The organism is Hominisplanchenecus sp., assembly GCF_046967715.1.
GTDB classification, from domain to species: domain Bacteria; phylum Bacillota; class Clostridia; order Lachnospirales; family Lachnospiraceae; genus Hominisplanchenecus; species Hominisplanchenecus faecis.
In genome coordinates this window covers 1-17,412 of the sequence record NZ_JBKVNQ010000052.1, presented here as the reverse complement: position 1 = coordinate 17,412, position 17,412 = coordinate 1, and the positions used below count along the sequence as shown (strand labels likewise).

Annotated in this window: 12 protein-coding genes; all 12 read left to right on the top strand. The window is 44.9% G+C overall.

All coding sequences use genetic code 11. The features are described 5' to 3' along the window. A partial coding sequence (locus tag ACLTL4_RS08475) for a leucine-rich repeat protein (protein ID WP_412320411.1) occupies positions 1-1,056 on the top strand: 1,056 nt, incomplete at its 5' end. A gap of 181 nt (positions 1,057-1,237) precedes the next feature. Continuing rightward, the gene (locus ACLTL4_RS08470) at positions 1,238-2,512 is read left to right on the top strand and encodes an HlyC/CorC family transporter (RefSeq protein WP_412291447.1); all 1,275 of its coding nucleotides are present in this window, start codon (positions 1,238-1,240) and stop codon (positions 2,510-2,512) included. 363 nt (positions 2,513-2,875) lie between these two features. After that, positions 2,876-3,178: an urease subunit gamma gene (gene ureA, locus ACLTL4_RS08465; protein ID WP_022118357.1), complete on the top strand. Its 303-nt coding sequence runs from the start codon at positions 2,876-2,878 to the stop codon at positions 3,176-3,178. Between the two features lie 59 nt (positions 3,179-3,237). After that, positions 3,238-3,597, top strand: coding sequence for an urease subunit beta (gene ureB / locus ACLTL4_RS08460; protein WP_022118358.1), 360 nt, complete (start codon positions 3,238-3,240; stop codon positions 3,595-3,597). Positions 3,598-3,608: 11 nt separating this feature from the next. Beyond that, complete coding sequence (gene ureC / locus ACLTL4_RS08455) at positions 3,609-5,330, top strand: urease subunit alpha (protein WP_412291446.1); 1,722 nt, start codon at positions 3,609-3,611, stop codon at positions 5,328-5,330. A 196-nt stretch (positions 5,331-5,526) separates the two neighbouring features. Continuing rightward, positions 5,527-6,033, top strand: coding sequence for an AmiS/UreI family transporter (locus ACLTL4_RS08450; protein ID WP_173865901.1), 507 nt, complete (start codon positions 5,527-5,529; stop codon positions 6,031-6,033). Between the two features lies 1 nt (position 6,034). Beyond that, positions 6,035-6,514 carry an urease accessory protein UreE gene (locus ACLTL4_RS08445; RefSeq protein ID WP_173865900.1) on the top strand — a complete coding sequence of 160 codons (480 nt, stop codon included), beginning with the start codon at positions 6,035-6,037 and terminating at the stop codon, positions 6,512-6,514. 67 nt (positions 6,515-6,581) lie between these two features. Next, positions 6,582-7,295, top strand: coding sequence for an urease accessory protein UreF (locus tag ACLTL4_RS08440; protein ID WP_022118362.1), 714 nt, complete (start codon positions 6,582-6,584; stop codon positions 7,293-7,295). Positions 7,296-7,309: 14 nt separating this feature from the next. Then, a complete protein-coding gene (ureG, locus tag ACLTL4_RS08435) occupies positions 7,310-7,918 on the top strand; it encodes an urease accessory protein UreG (protein WP_022118363.1) in 609 nt (202 codons plus the stop codon). A gap of 111 nt (positions 7,919-8,029) precedes the next feature. Continuing rightward, on the top strand, positions 8,030-8,815 hold the full coding sequence (locus tag ACLTL4_RS08430; RefSeq protein ID WP_412291445.1) for an urease accessory protein UreD: 786 nt from the start codon (positions 8,030-8,032) through the stop codon (positions 8,813-8,815). A gap of 468 nt (positions 8,816-9,283) precedes the next feature. Beyond that, on the top strand, positions 9,284-15,379 hold the full coding sequence (locus tag ACLTL4_RS08425; RefSeq protein ID WP_412291444.1) for a glycoside hydrolase family 2 TIM barrel-domain containing protein: 6,096 nt from the start codon (positions 9,284-9,286) through the stop codon (positions 15,377-15,379). Positions 15,380-15,587: 208 nt separating this feature from the next. Beyond that, positions 15,588-17,318: an ABC transporter ATP-binding protein gene (locus ACLTL4_RS08420; protein WP_173865881.1), complete on the top strand. Its 1,731-nt coding sequence runs from the start codon at positions 15,588-15,590 to the stop codon at positions 17,316-17,318. The last annotated feature ends 94 nt before the right edge of the window (positions 17,319-17,412 follow it).

Genomic DNA, 17,412 nt, shown 5'->3' with positions numbered 1-17,412 from the left:
GAATTTCGAAATGTAAAAGAAGCAACGTGTGCCCAGGAAGGTTACACTGGAGACACCTATTGTAAAGACTGCGGAGAAAAACTTTCTTCAGGCGAAACAATCGCCAAAACAGACCACATCTGGGACTCTGGAAGAATAACAAAACCAGCAACGGATACAGAATCTGGAATAAAAACTTACACCTGTATAAACTGCAATACAACAAGAACCGAGGAAATCCCGGCGACAGGTGAACATCCAAATACAGAAATTCGCGGTGCAAAATCTGCAACCTGTTTGGAGGAAGGTTACACCGGAGATACTTACTGTAAAGATTGTGGTATAAAACTTTCTTCCGGAACAGTGATCCCGAAGACAGGTCATATCTGGGATGAGGGAACCGTAACAAAAGCAGCAACCTGTACGGAAAAGGGAATCAGAACTTACACTTGCAGCGTATGTGAATCTACAAAGATTGAGGAGATTCCATCTACCGGTCATGGAACGAAAATCACGAAGTTTGTAAAGGAAGCGACTTATACACAGGAAGGTTATAGCGGCGATATTTATTGTCAGGACTGTGGTGAATTACTGGAGGAAGGCAGAGTTTTAGCGAAGTTGGAACAGCCAGATCGAAAAGCCATGCCGGGAGAAATGATAGATGATAAAGTGACAAATGGTGTTTATCGCGTGCTTGCAGATGGATGCAGTGTTGAGTTTGTAAAGCAGATTGTTCAGAAAAAAGTTGTAAAAATTCCGGATACTGTTTCGATAAATGCTACAATTTATACAGTGACCGGTATTTCAGCAAATGCTTTTAAAAACAATCAGTTGCTGAGAACAGCAGTGATCGGCAGAAATGTTAGAAGGATTGGAAAACAGGCTTTCTATAATTGTAAGAACCTCAGAACAATCACCATCAGAACAAGTATGCTGACGAAGAAAAATGTCGGTGCGAAAGCTTTCAAAGGTACATACAAAAAGGTCAAAGTAAAAGTACCGGCAAAACAGTTCAAAACATATAAAAAGTTCTTAAAATCAAAAGGAATGGGTGCAAAAGCAATTTATAAAAAATAAGTCAGGGCTGTAAATGCTGTGGTTCACAGGTTATGTAAACTGCAGCAAACATCCCATTGACACTGTGACGGCTATCTCATATAATAACAACAGAAAACAGATTACAAAGAAAGACAGGGCATGGTCTGTTGTCAGGGTACAACAGGCCATGCTTTTTTGAAAGGGAGGTTTTTTATTTATCATGTCCAGTGACTCGACTTCATTGGTTATTATTCTGGTCTGTCTTGTTTTGTCCGCATATTTTTCAGCGACCGAGACAGCCTTTTCCACGATGAGCCATGCACGTATGAAAACAATGGCAGACAAGGGTGACAAATCCGCAGCACTTGCACTTCAGCTGGCAGACAATTACGACACGCTGCTCTCTGCGATCCTGATCGGCAACAACCTGGTCAATATTCTGCTCTCATCCGTGGCGACACTGCTCTGTGTCAAATTTCTGGGTGAGCAGACAGGGGCGAGCGTTGCAACAGCTTCCGTCACGGTTGTCGTGCTGATCTTTGGTGAAATCTCGCCGAAAAGCATTGCCAAAGAATCACCGGAGAAATTTGCCATGTTTTCCGCACCGTTTATCCGTGCCCTGATGGTGCTTTTAAAACCATTTATCTGGATGTTCGCTCAATGGAAAAAGCTGCTTGTCAAACTGTTCAACAAGCCTTCGGATGACCGTGGGATCACGGACGAGGAGCTGATGACGATCGTGGAAGAAGCAGAGCAGGAAGGCGGGATCGATGCCGATGAAAGTACACTGATCCGCAGTGCGATTGGTTTTATGGATCTTGAGACAAGTGATATTTATACGCCGCGTGTGGACATTGAGAGTATTCCGCTGGATGCGACAAAAGAAGAAATCGCAAAGATGTTTCTGGATACCGGATTTTCAAGGCTTCCGGTCTACGAAGAAGATATCGACCACATCATAGGCATTATCAACCAGAAGGATTTCCACAATTTTATTTATCATACCGACCGACCTCTGAAAGATATCATCCGCCCGGTGCTGTTTATCACACCGACGATGAAGATCGGTGTCCTGTTGAAAAAGCTTCAGGACAGTAAAACTCACATTGCGATCATTCTGGATGAATTTGGCGGAACGGAAGGTCTGGTTACGATTGAAGATATCATCGAAGAGCTGGTCGGTGATATCTGGGATGAGCATGACCGTGTCATCAAAGAAATCGAAAAAATTTCAGACCGGGAATATCTGATGAGCGGATCGGCAAATATTGATAAAGTATTTGAACTGCTGGATATCGAGAAAGCGGTGGATGTCAATACCTTGAGCGGCTGGATCATGGAAGAGCTGGGGCAGATCCCGAAAGAGGGGGACAGTTTTGTAAGTGACGGCGTGAAAGTAGTTGTCCTGAAGATGGATGACCATCGTGTTGATAAAGCAAAAGTTTATCAAAACGTTCAAAATAATGCAGAAAACGAAGGAAACCAGGAAAAATAACAGCAAAAACATTCGAATAATGCAAAAATCTTTCAAAAAACTGCTTGACGGAAAAAATAAAATCGACTATAATGCATAGCAAATCCATAGGGATAAAGACGCAGACAATGGAGCCTGTAAAAGGGAGCCATTGTCTGCGTCTTTTTTTGTAACAGTTCAGCCGTGACAAAATGCAAAAAAATATGAATGCAAACAAGTTTGCAAATGAATATTTTTATGTATTTTGATATGGTACTCTGCCAAAAGCGAGATTTTAGCTGCGATAGCAGCGAAAAAGGCGATGGAATCGCCAAATCGAGCTTGCATGGCTGAACTGTTGATGTTGATTTTATTCTTACTAAATAAACGAACAGGAGGATTACTATGAGACTTACCCCGAAGGAACAGGAAAAACTGATGCTTCACATGGCAGGAAATCTTGCTAAAGAGAGAAAAGAACGCGGCGTGAAGCTGAATTATGTAGAGTCGCTTGCTTATATCAGTTCAGAACTTCTGGAACTGGCACGTGACGGAAAAACGGTTGTGGAACTGATGCAGCTTGGAACGAAGATCCTTACCAAAAAAGATGTTATGGATGGTGTTGCAGATATGCTGGAAGAAGTACAGGTAGAGGCAACTTTTCCGGATGGAACCAAGCTGGTAACGGTACATAATCCGATCCAGTAGACAGAGGCAGCCCAGTAGATGATCTGCGGGCGAATCTTGAAGAAGGAGGACAACAAACCATGAAAATCGGTGAAATTATTCCGGCAGACAGAGAGATCACACTCAACGAAGGAAAAAACACAGTGAAAATTCTTGTTGCGAATAAAGGAGACCGCCCGGTGCAGGTGGGATCTCATTATCATTTTTTCGAAGTAAATAAATGCCTTTCGTTTGACCGTGAGACAGCTTATGGATATCATCTGGACATTCCGTCAGGAACATCAGTTCGTTTTGAACCGGGCGAAGAAAAAGAGGTTCAGCTCACACAGATGGGCGGCAGAAAGCGTGTATTTGGATTAAATGACCTGACAAGAGCCAGAGCAGAAGAAGACACGAAAAAAGCTTCTATGGAAAAAGCAGCATTAAAAGGTTTTGTATAGGAGGATGGCAGATGAGCGTAAAAATTTCCGGTGAAAAATATGCAATGATGTACGGCCCGACCGTGGGCGATAAAGTAAGACTGGCAGATACAAGCCTTGTCGTTGAAGTGGAAAAAGATTTTACCACCTATGGAGATGAAATTAAATTCGGAGGCGGAAAAACCATCCGTGACGGTATGGGACAGTCTGTTAAGACCTGCAGCAAAGACGGAGATCTGGATCTGGTCATCACAAATGCACTGATCGTGGATGTGACCGGAATCATAAAAGCAGATATCGGTATCAAAGACGGCAAAATCGTCGGAATCGGAAAAGCAGGAAACCCGGATATTATGGACGGCGTAACTCCGGGCATGACGGTTGGAGCTTCCACAGAGGCACTGGCAGGAGAAGGCATGATCGTGACTGCCGGCGGAATCGATACTCACATTCATTTTATCAGCCCGCAGCAGATCGACTGTGCACTGTACAGCGGTGTGACAACGATGATTGGAGGCGGTACCGGTCCGGCAGACGGAACCAATGCAACGACCTGTACACCTGGACCGTGGAACCTGAAAATGATGCTCAAAGCAGCAGAAGAATATCCGATGAACTTGGGATTCCTCGGAAAAGGAAACTGTTCGGATGAGGCACCGCTGATCGAGCAGGTCAAAGCAGGTGCAATGGGACTGAAAATCCACGAAGACTGGGGTGCGACACCGGCTGTTATCAACCACTGCCTGAATGTAGCAGATGAGTACGATGTGCAGGTAGCAATCCATACCGATACGCTGAATGAGGGCGGATGTGTCGAAGATACCCTGGCAGCGATCGGAGGTCGAACGATCCATACTTACCACACCGAGGGTGCAGGCGGAGGACACGCACCGGACATCATCCGTGCAGCGGCAGCAGGAAATGTACTTCCGTCATCCACAAACCCGACCATGCCATACACGGTCAATACACTGGATGAGCATCTGGATATGCTGATGGTATGCCATCATCTGGACAAAAAAATCCCGGAAGATGTCGCATTTGCAGATTCCAGAATCCGTCCGGAAACCATCGCAGCAGAAGATGTTCTGCATGACATGGGTATCTTCAGTATGATGAGTTCGGACTCTCAGGCAATGGGACGTGTCGGCGAAGTTATCACACGTACCTGGCAGACAGCAAGCAAAATGAAAGACGAACGCGGAGCACTTCCGGAAGACGAAGGCAAAGGAAACGACAACTTCCGTGTAAAACGTTATATCGCAAAATATACGATCAATCCGGCACTGACACATGGTATTGCAGATTATGTAGGTTCTGTGGAAAAAGGCAAGTTCGCAGACCTGGTACTGTGGAAACCGGCATTCTTCGGTGCAAAACCGGATATGATCATCAAAGGCGGCATGATCATTGCATCTAAGATGGGTGATGCAAATGCATCCATCCCGACCACACAGCCAGTTCTCTATCAGCCGATGTTCGCAGCACATGGAAAGGCAAAAAATGAAGCATGCCTGACCTTTGTCTCCAAAGCAGCTTACGATGCAGATATCAAAGATGCATACGGACTGAAAAAAACCGTTGTTCCGGTAAAAGGATGCCGCACGATCGCCAAGAAAGACATGGTATTTAATAATCGCACACCGAAGATCACCGTAGATCCGGAAACCTATGAAGTGACGGTCGACGGAGAATCCATCACATCCAAACCGGCACAAAAACTGCCGCTTACACAGCTGTATAACTTATTTTGATGTCCAAGGGAGAAATGGACATAAAATGGATGCTTGCATACATTTTTATGTCTATGAATCCCGCCAAATCATGAAAAAGCAGCCATTTTTCGCAGAAAAATGAGCGGATTTTGAATGATTGCAAAATTGCGAGAGTTATATTATAACGGAGCAATTTTGAGGACATCAATTTAAATAAAGAGTTAGGAGGAACAAAATGTTAGGAGTTTGCCTTTTATTTGTGGGAATTGTACTGATCAACAACGGCATGTGTACGCTGTACAAAGTCGATGGCAAATCGGCGGCAGTGATGAATTTGCTGACCGGAGGCCTGTCGGTCTTTATCAATTTCGTGAGCCTGGTACAGGGCAACTATTATGCGGCAGGAACCGGACTTCTGTTTGGATTTACCTATCTGTTTGTCGCATTCAGCAAGATTTACAAGCTCAGCCCGATTCCGTTTGCATGGTTTTCCACCTTTGTTGCAGTCAATGCACTGATCTTTGGAACCATCGAGGGAATTACCGGAAGTGCAGCACTTGGAATTACCGCAGATATCCGCTGGGCAGGTATCTGGTATCTGTGGGCAATCCTCTGGGGAACTGCATTTGTAGAAGATATCATGGGCAAAAAGCTCGGAAAATTTGTACCGCTGCTTCAGGTGTTTGAAGGCGTGGTCACCGCATGGATTCCGGGAATCATGCTGATCTTAGGAGTATGGTAGAATGGTTTGTGAAAAAGTAATCGGAAAATTAAAAGATGTGGATATCGCAGGAAAAACAGTAGAATATGTGGATATTGAATGGCATGAAGCATTTAAAAAGATCCATCGAAAAGTGACCGGTCAGGGTCGTGAAGTGGGCATCCGTATGGATGATTCCATTCTGACAAGAGGACTGTTTCAAGATGATGTGATCTATGATGCAGACGGTGTGGTGATCGTGGTCAACACACCGCCGTGCGAAGTGATCGAAGTATCGCTTGCACCGGGACACGAAAAATATGTTGCAAAGGTCTGCTACGAGATCGGCAACCGCCATGCACCGCTTTTCTGGGGCGATAAAGAAAATACCTTTATCACCATTTACAATGAGCCGATGATGGCGATGCTGGAAAAACTGCACGGTGTAAAAGCAGAAAAAACCGTGCGGAAACTTGATTTTGACCGACGGATTTCCGCAGCGATCCACAACCATCATCACTGAGAATATAAAAGATATTACAGTGCCGGGGCAGAATGTGCTCCGGCATCACAAAAAGAGAGGAACGGATATGGACAGAGAACAGGAGATTCGCCGTTTCTTCTTATTGCAGGTAAATGACGCACTTTTCCCGATCGGAGGCTATTCTCACTCGCAGGGACTGGAAACTTACATCCAGCAGGGAAGCGTCTGCGATGAGAAAACAGCGGCAGAATATATTCATAAAAAACTGCGTTTCGCACTTGCTTATACCGATCTGCTGGCAGTTCGCCTTGCGTGGGAACTGGCAGATCAAAATGATGCAGACGGACTGGATGAGCTGGAAGAAATCCTCGGAGCATCCAGGATTCCTTTTGAACAGCGGGAAGCGTCCAGAAAAATGGGTTCCCGTTTTGCAAAAACAATCGAAAAATTGCATGCAGAAACGATGCCGATGAAAAACAGAGAAATTTTTGAAGCGTATCTGGACGCAAGAAAGGGAAAAGCGGTCAGTCACTGCATTGTGTACGGAGTTTTCTGTGCGGCTCTTGGAATCGAGGAAGAAGAGACGTTGTATCATTATTTATATGCACAGACTTCCGCAATGGTAACAAACTGTGTCAAAACTATCCCGCTCAGTCAGAGTGCAGGACAGCAGCTTTTGAGCGGATGTTATCCGGAATTTGCAGAAATTCTGGAAGAGATCCGAACTTACAGCGAAGATGACCTGTGCCTGTCAGCACCGGGATTTGATATTCGTGGAATTCAGCACGAAAAACTGTATTCCAGATTGTATATGTCATAGCAGGAGGAAAAAGTATGTCATACGTGAAAATTGGAGTTGCCGGCCCGGTAGGTTCCGGAAAAACAGCACTTATCGAAGCATTATCAAGAAAAATGGCAAAAGACTACAGCATTGGTGTCATCACCAATGATATTTATACAAAGGAAGACGCACAGTTTCTGGCAAAAAACAGTGTTCTTCCGGTCGAGCGGATCATCGGTGTGGAAACCGGCGGATGCCCGCATACGGCAATCCGTGAAGATGCCTCGATGAACCTTGAAGCAGTTGATGAAATGATGGAGCGTTTCCCGGATATTGAACTGCTCTTTATCGAGAGCGGCGGAGATAACCTTTCCGCAACCTTCAGCCCAGAACTGGTAGATGCCACGATTTTCGTGATCGATGTTGCAGAAGGAGATAAAATTCCGAGAAAAGGCGGTCCTGGTATCACAAGATCAGATCTGCTTGTCATCAACAAAATCGACCTCGCACCATATGTCGGAGCAAGTCTGGAAGTCATGGAACGTGATTCAAAGAAAATGCGTGGTGACCGTCCATTCCAGTTTACCAACATCCGCGGGGATGAAAATGTGGATAAAGTAGTAGAATGGATCAAAAAAAGTGTATTGCTGGAAGATCTGTAAGCATAATGTTCGACTTGAACGCAGAGAAGCGGATTGTAAATGTCCGCTTTACTTCACAGCAAGAATATAAGAAGCATTCTTGAAAAATAAAAAAGAAAGGCGGACGAACATTTGACAGAAAACAAATTCGGAAAAATATCCAGACTGTCGATCCGCACCGGAAGCCGGGATGGAAAAACCATACTGGAAGATCTTTCCTTTACTGCACCTTATAAAGTTATGACACCATTTCCAAAAGAAGATGGCGGAATTTCCATTATGCCGCTGTGTGCTTCGGCCGGAATCATGGAAGGTGATGTTCAGGAGTTCATCTTTCAGATTTCCGAAGGAAGCAATCTGGAATTTCTTTCTCAGTCTTTTGATAAAGTGCATAAGATGAAAGAAGGACTGGCACGCCGGAGTGTGACGGCAGAAGTGAAAAAAAATGCAGTCTTCTGTTATTATCCGCAGCCGGTGATCCCATATGCACAGTCTGCATTTGAAAGTGATATGAAAATCCATCTTGAAGACGAAAGTTCAAGATTCTTTCTGATGGAAATCATTTCCTGCGGTCGAAAAGCATCCGGGGAACGCTTTCGCTACCGGAAGTATGCATCGAAAGTTTCCGTCTGGCGAAGCGGCAGCCTGATCTACCGGGACAACACCCGCTATGAGCCGGAAAAGATGGATATGGAAGGCATCGGTATGTACGAAGGTTACACGCATATGGCAAATATCTTTCTGACCGGCGGCAGCGAAGAACTGCAGCAGAATATCTGGGAGATCCTGGAACAGGAACCGGAGTGCGATGGCGGCGTGACAAAACTGGTGCAGAATGATCTCGCTGTCCGGATATTCGGACAAAGAGCACAGAAACTGCAGGAAGTGGCAGAGAAAATGAAGGCGGCTTTCCTGTGAAAGGAATAGACAAACTGTATACAGAAAAAAGTGTATGTGCAAATGAACGAATTCCCAGAAGGGCACGTAAAAGTGCCTTCTTGGGAATTCGTTCATTTTGCATAGTGTCGTAAGTTTCCAGAGGTGATAAAACAGGTTCCTGGAAGCGTGGATGTTTCCGATGGAATCAACGAAACTGGCGAAATAGACAATAAACGGACAGAGAATATGTAGAAAATTACTAAAAAACGAACGCTTGATAAAAATAAATAGTAACAATATAGACAAAAACATAAAAATGTACTATAATAAACTTAACATGTATCCCGAGAGGGTGCTGGAAGTCCCGCACAGCGGGACTTCATTTTTCGCAGAGATTTTCAAAATGACAAAAAGTCTGCGAAAAGAGAGAAAGAAAAAGAAAGAATTGCAGCTGAGAAGGAAACGGAACGGCTGCAAAAGAAAAAATGCATAAAAGGAGGAATGTACATGCATTTGAGAAAGAAAATTCTGTCTGTTGTGTTAGCCGGTGCTATGATCGGCGGAGAGCTTGTGACCGGCATTGGAAGTTTTACACTTCCGGTAAATGCTGCTGACAGCAGTTTTGCAGGCGAAGAATGGTACGACCAGATTGACAAAGTAGAGGAGAACCGGGAGCCGGCACATGCGTATTTTACACCGTATGAGTCAGCAGAGAAAGCTTTGACCAATGAGAAATCCGTTCTGGATAAGGATGCATCCGAGTCCGCTTACAAACAGTCTCTGAATGGTACCTGGAAATTCAAGTTTGCCCGGAAACCGGCAGACCGCGAAAAACAGGCAAAAGGTGCAGATGCAAAAAATTATGTGGAGAACTGGGATACATCAGGCTGGGATGATATCAAAGTTCCAAGCTCCATCCAGACGATCAAGGATGCAGACGGCAATTTCAAATACGAAAAGCCGATCTATGTAAACCAGAGATATCCGTGGCAGAACTATGAAAATGTCAGCCTTGGAGCAAACGTTACAGCACCGACCGTAAACAACAGCGTCGGCCAGTACAAGAGAACCTTTACCGTTCCTTCAGACTGGGATGGAAGAGATGTTTTCGTATCCTTTGAAGGTGTAGAGTCCGCATTCTATTTATATGTAAACGGGCAGAGAGTCGGATACGGCGAAGACAGCTACACGACCGACGAGTTCAATATCACAAGTTATTTGAAAAAAGGCGAAAATACCATTGCAGTGGAAGTTTATCGCTGGTCTACCGGAAGTTATCTGGAGAACCAGGACTTTATCCGTATGAGCGGTATTTTCCGTGATGTAAATCTTTACTCGAAAGCAAAAGTAGAGATGCGTGACCTGTTTGTAAAGACAGATCTGGATGATAACTATAAAGATGCAACGCTGACGCTGGATGCAAATATCCGTAACCTCGGTGATGATACAGCAGCAGGCAAGAAATATACCGTATCTGCTGATCTTTATAAGATCGACGGCAAGACAAAAGTGTGGTCTGAGCCGATGGTGATCGAAGCAACTGTTCCGGCAGCAAAGGAAAGTGTGGCAGAGAAAGCAGACGATAAGGGAGCAACCTTTAGCGGAAGCAAACAAGTAACCAATCCGGACAAGTGGTTTGCAGATACTCCGAATCTGTATATGCTTCTTGTTCAGTTAAAAGACGAAAATGGCAATGTCATTGAGACGACTGTTCAGAGAGTCGGATTCCGCGAGATCAGCAAAGCAGATATCAACGAAGCAGGTCAGGAACAGGTACAGATCAACGGTGAAAAGATCATGTTCCGTGGTACAAACCGTCATGAAACAGATGACCAGGACGGACGTGCAATCTCCAAAGAAGATATCACAACCGACCTGAAGATGATGAAGCAGTTCAATGTCAATGCGATCCGTACCAGCCACTATCCGAACAATCCATATATGTACGGACTGGCAGATGAGCTGGGTATTTATATCTGCGATGAGACAAACGCAGAGTCCCACATCGGTGCGACAAGCAGCAACATCCCGTCCGGATATCCGATCTGGAATACTTCCGTTATGGACCGCACTCAGAATATGGTAGAGCGCGATAAAAACCATCCATCCGTAGTGATCTGGTCCCTTGGTAATGAAGCTACTTATCAGGCTTACAATATGGATGAAAACTACTGCTTCTATAATTCCACACAGTGGATCCTGCAGCGTGATCCGTCCCGTATCCGTAAATACGAGCGTGACAACCGCTATACAAAGGGTGACCGCAAAAAATCCATGGTAGATATCTATTCCTCCCAGTACTGGGGTGTAGATTCTGTCAAGAGTCAGGTAACAAATACTGGCAATAAGCTGCCGTATATCCAGTCTGAGTATGCCCATGCAATGGGTAATGCCCTTGGTAACTTCAAAGAGTACTGGGATATTTTCCGTAACTACCCGAATGCACAGGGTGGATTTATCTGGGACTGGATCGATCAGTCTGTTTCTACAAAAGTAGAAAATACAACAACTTACACGATCACAGATTCGAACACCGGTGTTGCAACGAAATTTGACGGAAAAGTTACCGAAGGACGCAACAATACAAAAGCGATCCAGGGAACTTATGCAGCGACGGACAGTGCAAAACTGGCAACCAACAGCACAACCGGTATCACACTGGATGTATGGGTAAAACCATCGGAGAACTTTACAAAATCCGCACAGGCGTTTATCTCCAGAGGAGACAGCGACGGCTACAACCTTCAGATTGACCGCTATGGTAAATTTGAGTTCTTTGTAGACGGATGGAGCGGTGGTGCTTTATCCGCAGATATTCCATCTGATTTCACAGACGGAAACTGGCATCGTCTGACGGCAACTTATATCGGTACCGAGTACAAGCTGTATTACGATGGAAAACAGCTTGCAACAGGACAAAGAACCAACAAGACAACCTGTGATGCATCCAGCAATCCGATCGACATCACCATCGGAGCATCCGCAGACCAGTCCGGAAGAACCTTCAACGGTGCAATCGACCGTGCAGCCGTGATCAAAGGTGTTATGACAGAGGAACAGATCCAGAATACAAACGATAATCTGGACGCAGTAAAAGATAACGTAGCTTATTCTATTGACTTTGGATCTGCTTCCATTAAATCAGAAGGAACAAACTACAAAGACAGCACATACTTCGCATACGGCGGAGACTGGGGCGAGACGGTAAATGATAATGATTTCTGTGCAAACGGTATCTTAAATGCAGACCGCACACCTTCCGCAGAACTGTATGAAGTCAAGAAAGTACATCAGGAAGTTTCCTTCTATGATGACGGTGAAGCAGCAAACGGTAAAGTCCGTGTTGTAAACGAGTTCCTGAACACCAACCTGAACAAATACAATGTCTCCTGGACATTAAAAGAAGATAACAAAGTGATCGGAAGCGGTCAGCTTAGCGAGGAGCAGAAGAACATCGCACCGCAGGCAGAAGCTACCGTAACACTGGCAAACTTCCCGAAAGTAAGTGCGACAGCAGGTTCTGACTATACACTGACACTCTCCGTAACACTGAAAGAAGATGCTGCGTGGGCAGGCGATTATTACGGACATGAAGGTGATGAGGTTGCATTTGAAGAATTTGATCTTGCTTATACTCCGGAAAAAGCACAGCCAACGATCAGTGCATCTGACATGGATAAAGTAAACGTAGCAGAGAGCGATGATGCGATTACTGTTACCGGAAAGACATCCAAAACAAACGGCAAAGCATTTGAAGTTGTGATTGACAAAGCACAGGGTTACATCACCAGCTACAAAGTAGACGGCAAGACCCTGCTGGAGAACGGACCGGTTCCGAACTACTACCGTGCACCGGTCAGCAACGACCCATCCTTCTCCACAGCGATGAAGAATGCAGCACAGAACTTCACGCTGGATGAGAACGGCATCACTGTAGATAAGAAAGACAAAGTAGTCAACATTCATGTATCAGGAAGCATTCCTGAAGTAAATACACCGAACAGCATTGATTACATGATCTATGGCAATGGTGAGATCGTAGTAACCAATACGGTTACACCGAGTGCTTCTGCAGGAAATATTGCAAGAATCGGTATGAAGATGACAGTTGCAAAAGATTACGAGAAGCTGACATACTACGGAAATGGTCCGCAGGCAAACTATGTTGACCGTAACACCGGTGCAAAACTTGGTATATACAACAGCACCGTAACCGAACAGTTTGAAAAAAAATATGTAAAACCTCAGGAAAACGGAAACCACACAGGTGTAAGATGGACAGCACTGACAGCAGAAGACGGAACAGGTATCCTGGTATCTTCTGACAGCGAAATGGAATCCGGAGCCCTGCATTATAAAGCAGAAGATCTGGCATCCTACCGTCATCCATATCAGGTTCCGGTACAGGAAAATACCATTCTGACTGTTGACCTGATGCAGCGCGGACTTGGAAATGCAAGCTGCGGTCCGGCTCCTCTGAGCAAATACATCATTTCCGCAGGAAAGATTTATACACAGACATTCAGCATCCTTCCTCTGACAAAACAGACATCAGATGAAGAAAAGATGGCAAAGAGCAACGAAGACGTGAAATCCGGAATGCCGCTGACCGGAATCAAAGTAAACGGCAAAGAACTGGACAACTTCAGTGACGGACAGAATGAGTACACTTATACACTTTTAAGAGGAAGCTACGAAGAAGGAAAGGTTCCTCAGGTAGAAGTGATCAAAAAATCAAATGATGTTAATGTAACTATTACACAGGCAGCAGCAGTTCCTGGCACAGCAACCATCAAAGCCGTTTCTCCGTTTGGTGTAGAAAAGACTTATACGATCAATTTCAAGGTTCAGGATGAACTGTATGTATCCGATATGGACTGGACCGTTGACCAGGGCGGATACTTCGAAAACACAAGAGATGCCTGCGGATGCGGAAATCCGATGGCAGTCTATGTAGAAGGCACAAAACAGAGCTTTGATAAAGGTGTGGCTATGCATGCACCGGCAGAACTGGGCGTTAACCTGGAAGGCAAGGGCGTAAGCAGATTTACCGCACGCATCGGTATCAGTGCAGACCAGGAACTTGGAAACAAAGCAGATGTAAATTATGTGATCAAAGGTGATGGCAAAGAGTTGTACCGCAAAGATCATGTGATCTCCAACGGAGAGTCCTACCTTGTAGATATCGATGTATCCAAAGTAAAAGATCTGCGTCTGATCGTAGAACAAGGTGATGCAGATTACAACGACCACGCACTGTGGGCAGATGCAAAATTCACATTCCAGAGTGAAACTCCAGATCCGAAGCCGATCAAAGTAGCAAGCATCAGCGTAACAGCTGATAAGACAGAGCTGACCGTCGGTGATACGATGCAGGCAGCTGCAGCTGTATTACCGGAAAATGCAGACAACAAAGAAGTGACCTGGGCAAGTTCAGATGAAACAGTGGCAAACGTAAGCGAAGCAGGTCTGATCACAGCAAAAGCAGCCGGAACGGCAACCATCAAAGCAACAGCAAAAGATGGAAGCGGAGTATCAGGAGAACTTGTGATCACGGTAAAAGCAAAACAGGTTACTCCAGATCCGGAGCCGGTCAAAGTAGCAAGCATCAGCGTAACAGCAGATAAGAAAGAACTGGAGATCGGCGGTACTGCTCAGGCAGCTGCAGCTGTATTACCGGAAAATGCAGACAACAAAGAAGTTACATGGACAAGCTCAAATGAAAGTGCAGTAACAGTAAACGAAAGTGGTCTGATCAAAGCAATTGGTGTTGGAAGTGCAGATATCATTGCAACTGCAAAAGACGGAAGCGGTGTAACAGGCAAAGTTACCATCACGGTAAAATCAAAAGATATTGATCCGATACCGACTCCGACCCCTGCACCGGCAGAAAAAGTCGAAGAGCTGAACAAGGCAGTCAAAGAAGCAGAATCATTCAAAGAAGCAGATTACACAGCTGAGAGTGCAGGCAAACTGAAAGCAGCACTGGCAGAAGCTAAGAAAGTTCTGGAGAATAAGGATGCTACTGAGGCAGAAGTAAATGCAGCACTGAAAGCAGTCAGCGATGCAAAAGCAGCTCTTGTCAAGAAAGATGATAACAATAACAACAACGGAAACAATAATCCGGCACCACAGGTTCCGGCAGTTGGAACAACCACTACAGTAAAAGGCGTTACTTACAAAGTAACGAAAGCTGATGCAGTAAACGGAACGGTTTCTGCAGTGAAACTGAAAGCAACGAAGAAAACAAAAGTTACGATCCAGGATACAGTAAAAGTTGGAAATTACAGCTTCAAAGTAACCACGATCGGTAAGAATGCTTTCAAGAACAACAAAAAACTGAAGAGCATCGTGATCGGAAGCAACGTCAAGAGCATTGGCTCCAATGCATTCAGTAAAGCGAGCAAGCTGTCAAGCGTAACTTTCAAGGGAACAAAAATCGTGAAAGTTGGCAGGAATGCATTCAAGGGTACTTCTTCTAAGATGAAAGTTACAGTTCCTAAGAAGATGAAATCTAAAACGCTGAGAGCACTGAAAAAGAACCTTCAGAAAGCAAAAATCAGCAAAAAGGCAACTTATAATAAAGTAGCGAAAGTAAAGTAAATAAAAGAATCTCTTGAATAACAGAAGTTCAAGTTGTAACGAGAATCGTCGCATGCTACAATAGGCATGCGGCGATTTTGTTGGGTAAATGTCAGCAAAGCCGAACAGAATCGCATGCCAAGTCTTACGTGTCAAGCGGATATTCGCAATTGAAGCAGGGGACTTCCTTGATTTGGTTCAATCATAATAACGAAAGAAGGTAAGAAAAGTGGAGACACTGAAAAAGTTTGTGAAATATTATGCACCTTACAAAGGTGTGTTTTTTCTGGATTTGCTGTGTGCAGCGATTATCAGTTTTGTGGATCTGGCATTTCCACAGATCCTTCGCAGTCTGACAAAAACACTGTTTTTAAAAGATGCAGCTGTGATCTTACAGGCACTGCTTCCTATCGGGGCAGGATTGCTGCTTATGTATGCAATACAGGCGTTGTGCAAGTATTATGTGACCTGTCAGGGGCATATGATGGGAGCAAGGATGGAGCGGGATATGCGCCAGGAATTGTTTGAGCATTATGAAAAACTGTCGTTCTCTTATTATAATCAGCATAATTCCGGTCAGATGATGAGCAAACTCGTATCAGATCTGTTTGACATTTCTGAGCTGGCACATCACGGACCGGAAAATCTGTTCATTTCACTGATTAAGATTGTCGGAGCCTTTATCTTCTTATTTTTTATCAACTGGAGACTGGCGGTGCCGCTTCTGTTTCTGGTTGTGCTGATGCTGATCTTTTCTCTGTGTCAGAATCGCCGTATGCAGGCAACGTTCATGGATAACCGACGCAAGATCGGAGATATCAATGCGAGGCTTCAGGATACCCTTTCCGGGATTCGTGTCGTACAGTCTTTTGCAAATGAGGAGATTGAGCGGAAGAAATTTCAGAAGAGCAACGAAGGATTTCTGGTATCCAAAGATGCGAACTATCGTTGTATGGGAAGTTTTATGAGCAGCAACCTGTTTTTCCAGGGACTGATGTATCTGGTGACCCTGGTCTTTGGCGGATGGCTGATCGCACACGGAAAAATGGAAGCAGCAGATCTTGCTATGTATGCTCTGTACATCGGAATCTTCATCAGCCCGATCCAGATCCTGGTTGAGCTGACAGAAATGATGCAGAAAGGCCTGTCCGGATTTCGCAGATTTCTCGATGTGATCGAGACAGAACCGGATATTCAGGATGCCGAAGATGCAAAACCACTGACCAATGTATGTGGTGATGTATCTTATGAAAATGTTTCCTTTCATTATCAGGATGATGAGACACCGGTACTGTCTCATGTCAGCTTTCGGATTCCGGCAGGCAGATCGATCGCACTGGTCGGACCGTCCGGAAGTGGTAAGACCACGATCTGTTCGTTGCTTCCACGTTTTTACGATGTGACGGAAGGAAAAATCACGATTGACGGAAAAGATGTCAGAGGACTGACACTTGAAAGTCTGCGAAATCAGATCGGACTGGTGCAGCAGGATGTCTATCTGTTCTGCGGAACGATCCGGGATAATATCGCTTACGGAAAACCAGAGGCCTCCATGGAAGAGATCGTCGATGCAGCGAAAAAAGCAAATATTCACGATTTTATCATGTCACTGCCGGATGGATACGACAGCTACGTCGGTGAACGCGGAACACGTCTCTCAGGAGGGCAGAAACAGAGAATTTCCATCGCCAGAGTTTTCCTGAAAAATCCGCCGATCCTTATTTTAGATGAGGCAACGAGTGCACTGGATAATGAGAGTGAACGATGGATTCAGAAAAGTCTCGAAGAACTGGCAAAGAACCGCACCACAATCACGATCGCACACCGCCTTTCTACGATCCGCGGGGCAGATCAGATTCTTGTTGTTGCCGATAATGGGATCGCAGAGAGCGGAACACATGAAGAACTGCTGAAAAAAGGCGGGATTTATGCACATTACTGTGAACTCTCGGAAATGTGACAGATTTTTCAAAGGCCAGTGCAGACAGCAGAAAAATAAGAATTGACCGAGCTCTTTAGAGCGAGGGATGCTTCTTGTCCGAAGGGCAAGAAGA

Coding starts and splice junctions, on each gene's coding strand:
- ACLTL4_RS08425 (WP_412291444.1), top strand. CDS start 9,284: ATGCATTTGAGAAAGAAAATTCTGTCTGTTGTGTTAGCCGGTGCTATG.
- ACLTL4_RS08450 (WP_173865901.1), top strand. CDS start 5,527: ATGTTAGGAGTTTGCCTTTTATTTGTGGGAATTGTACTGATCAACAAC.
- ureA (WP_022118357.1), top strand. CDS start 2,876: ATGAGACTTACCCCGAAGGAACAGGAAAAACTGATGCTTCACATGGCA.
- ureB (WP_022118358.1), top strand. CDS start 3,238: ATGAAAATCGGTGAAATTATTCCGGCAGACAGAGAGATCACACTCAAC.
- ACLTL4_RS08445 (WP_173865900.1), top strand. CDS start 6,035: ATGGTTTGTGAAAAAGTAATCGGAAAATTAAAAGATGTGGATATCGCA.
- ureC (WP_412291446.1), top strand. CDS start 3,609: ATGAGCGTAAAAATTTCCGGTGAAAAATATGCAATGATGTACGGCCCG.
- ACLTL4_RS08470 (WP_412291447.1), top strand. CDS start 1,238: ATGTCCAGTGACTCGACTTCATTGGTTATTATTCTGGTCTGTCTTGTT.
- ACLTL4_RS08440 (WP_022118362.1), top strand. CDS start 6,582: ATGGACAGAGAACAGGAGATTCGCCGTTTCTTCTTATTGCAGGTAAAT.
- ureG (WP_022118363.1), top strand. CDS start 7,310: ATGTCATACGTGAAAATTGGAGTTGCCGGCCCGGTAGGTTCCGGAAAA.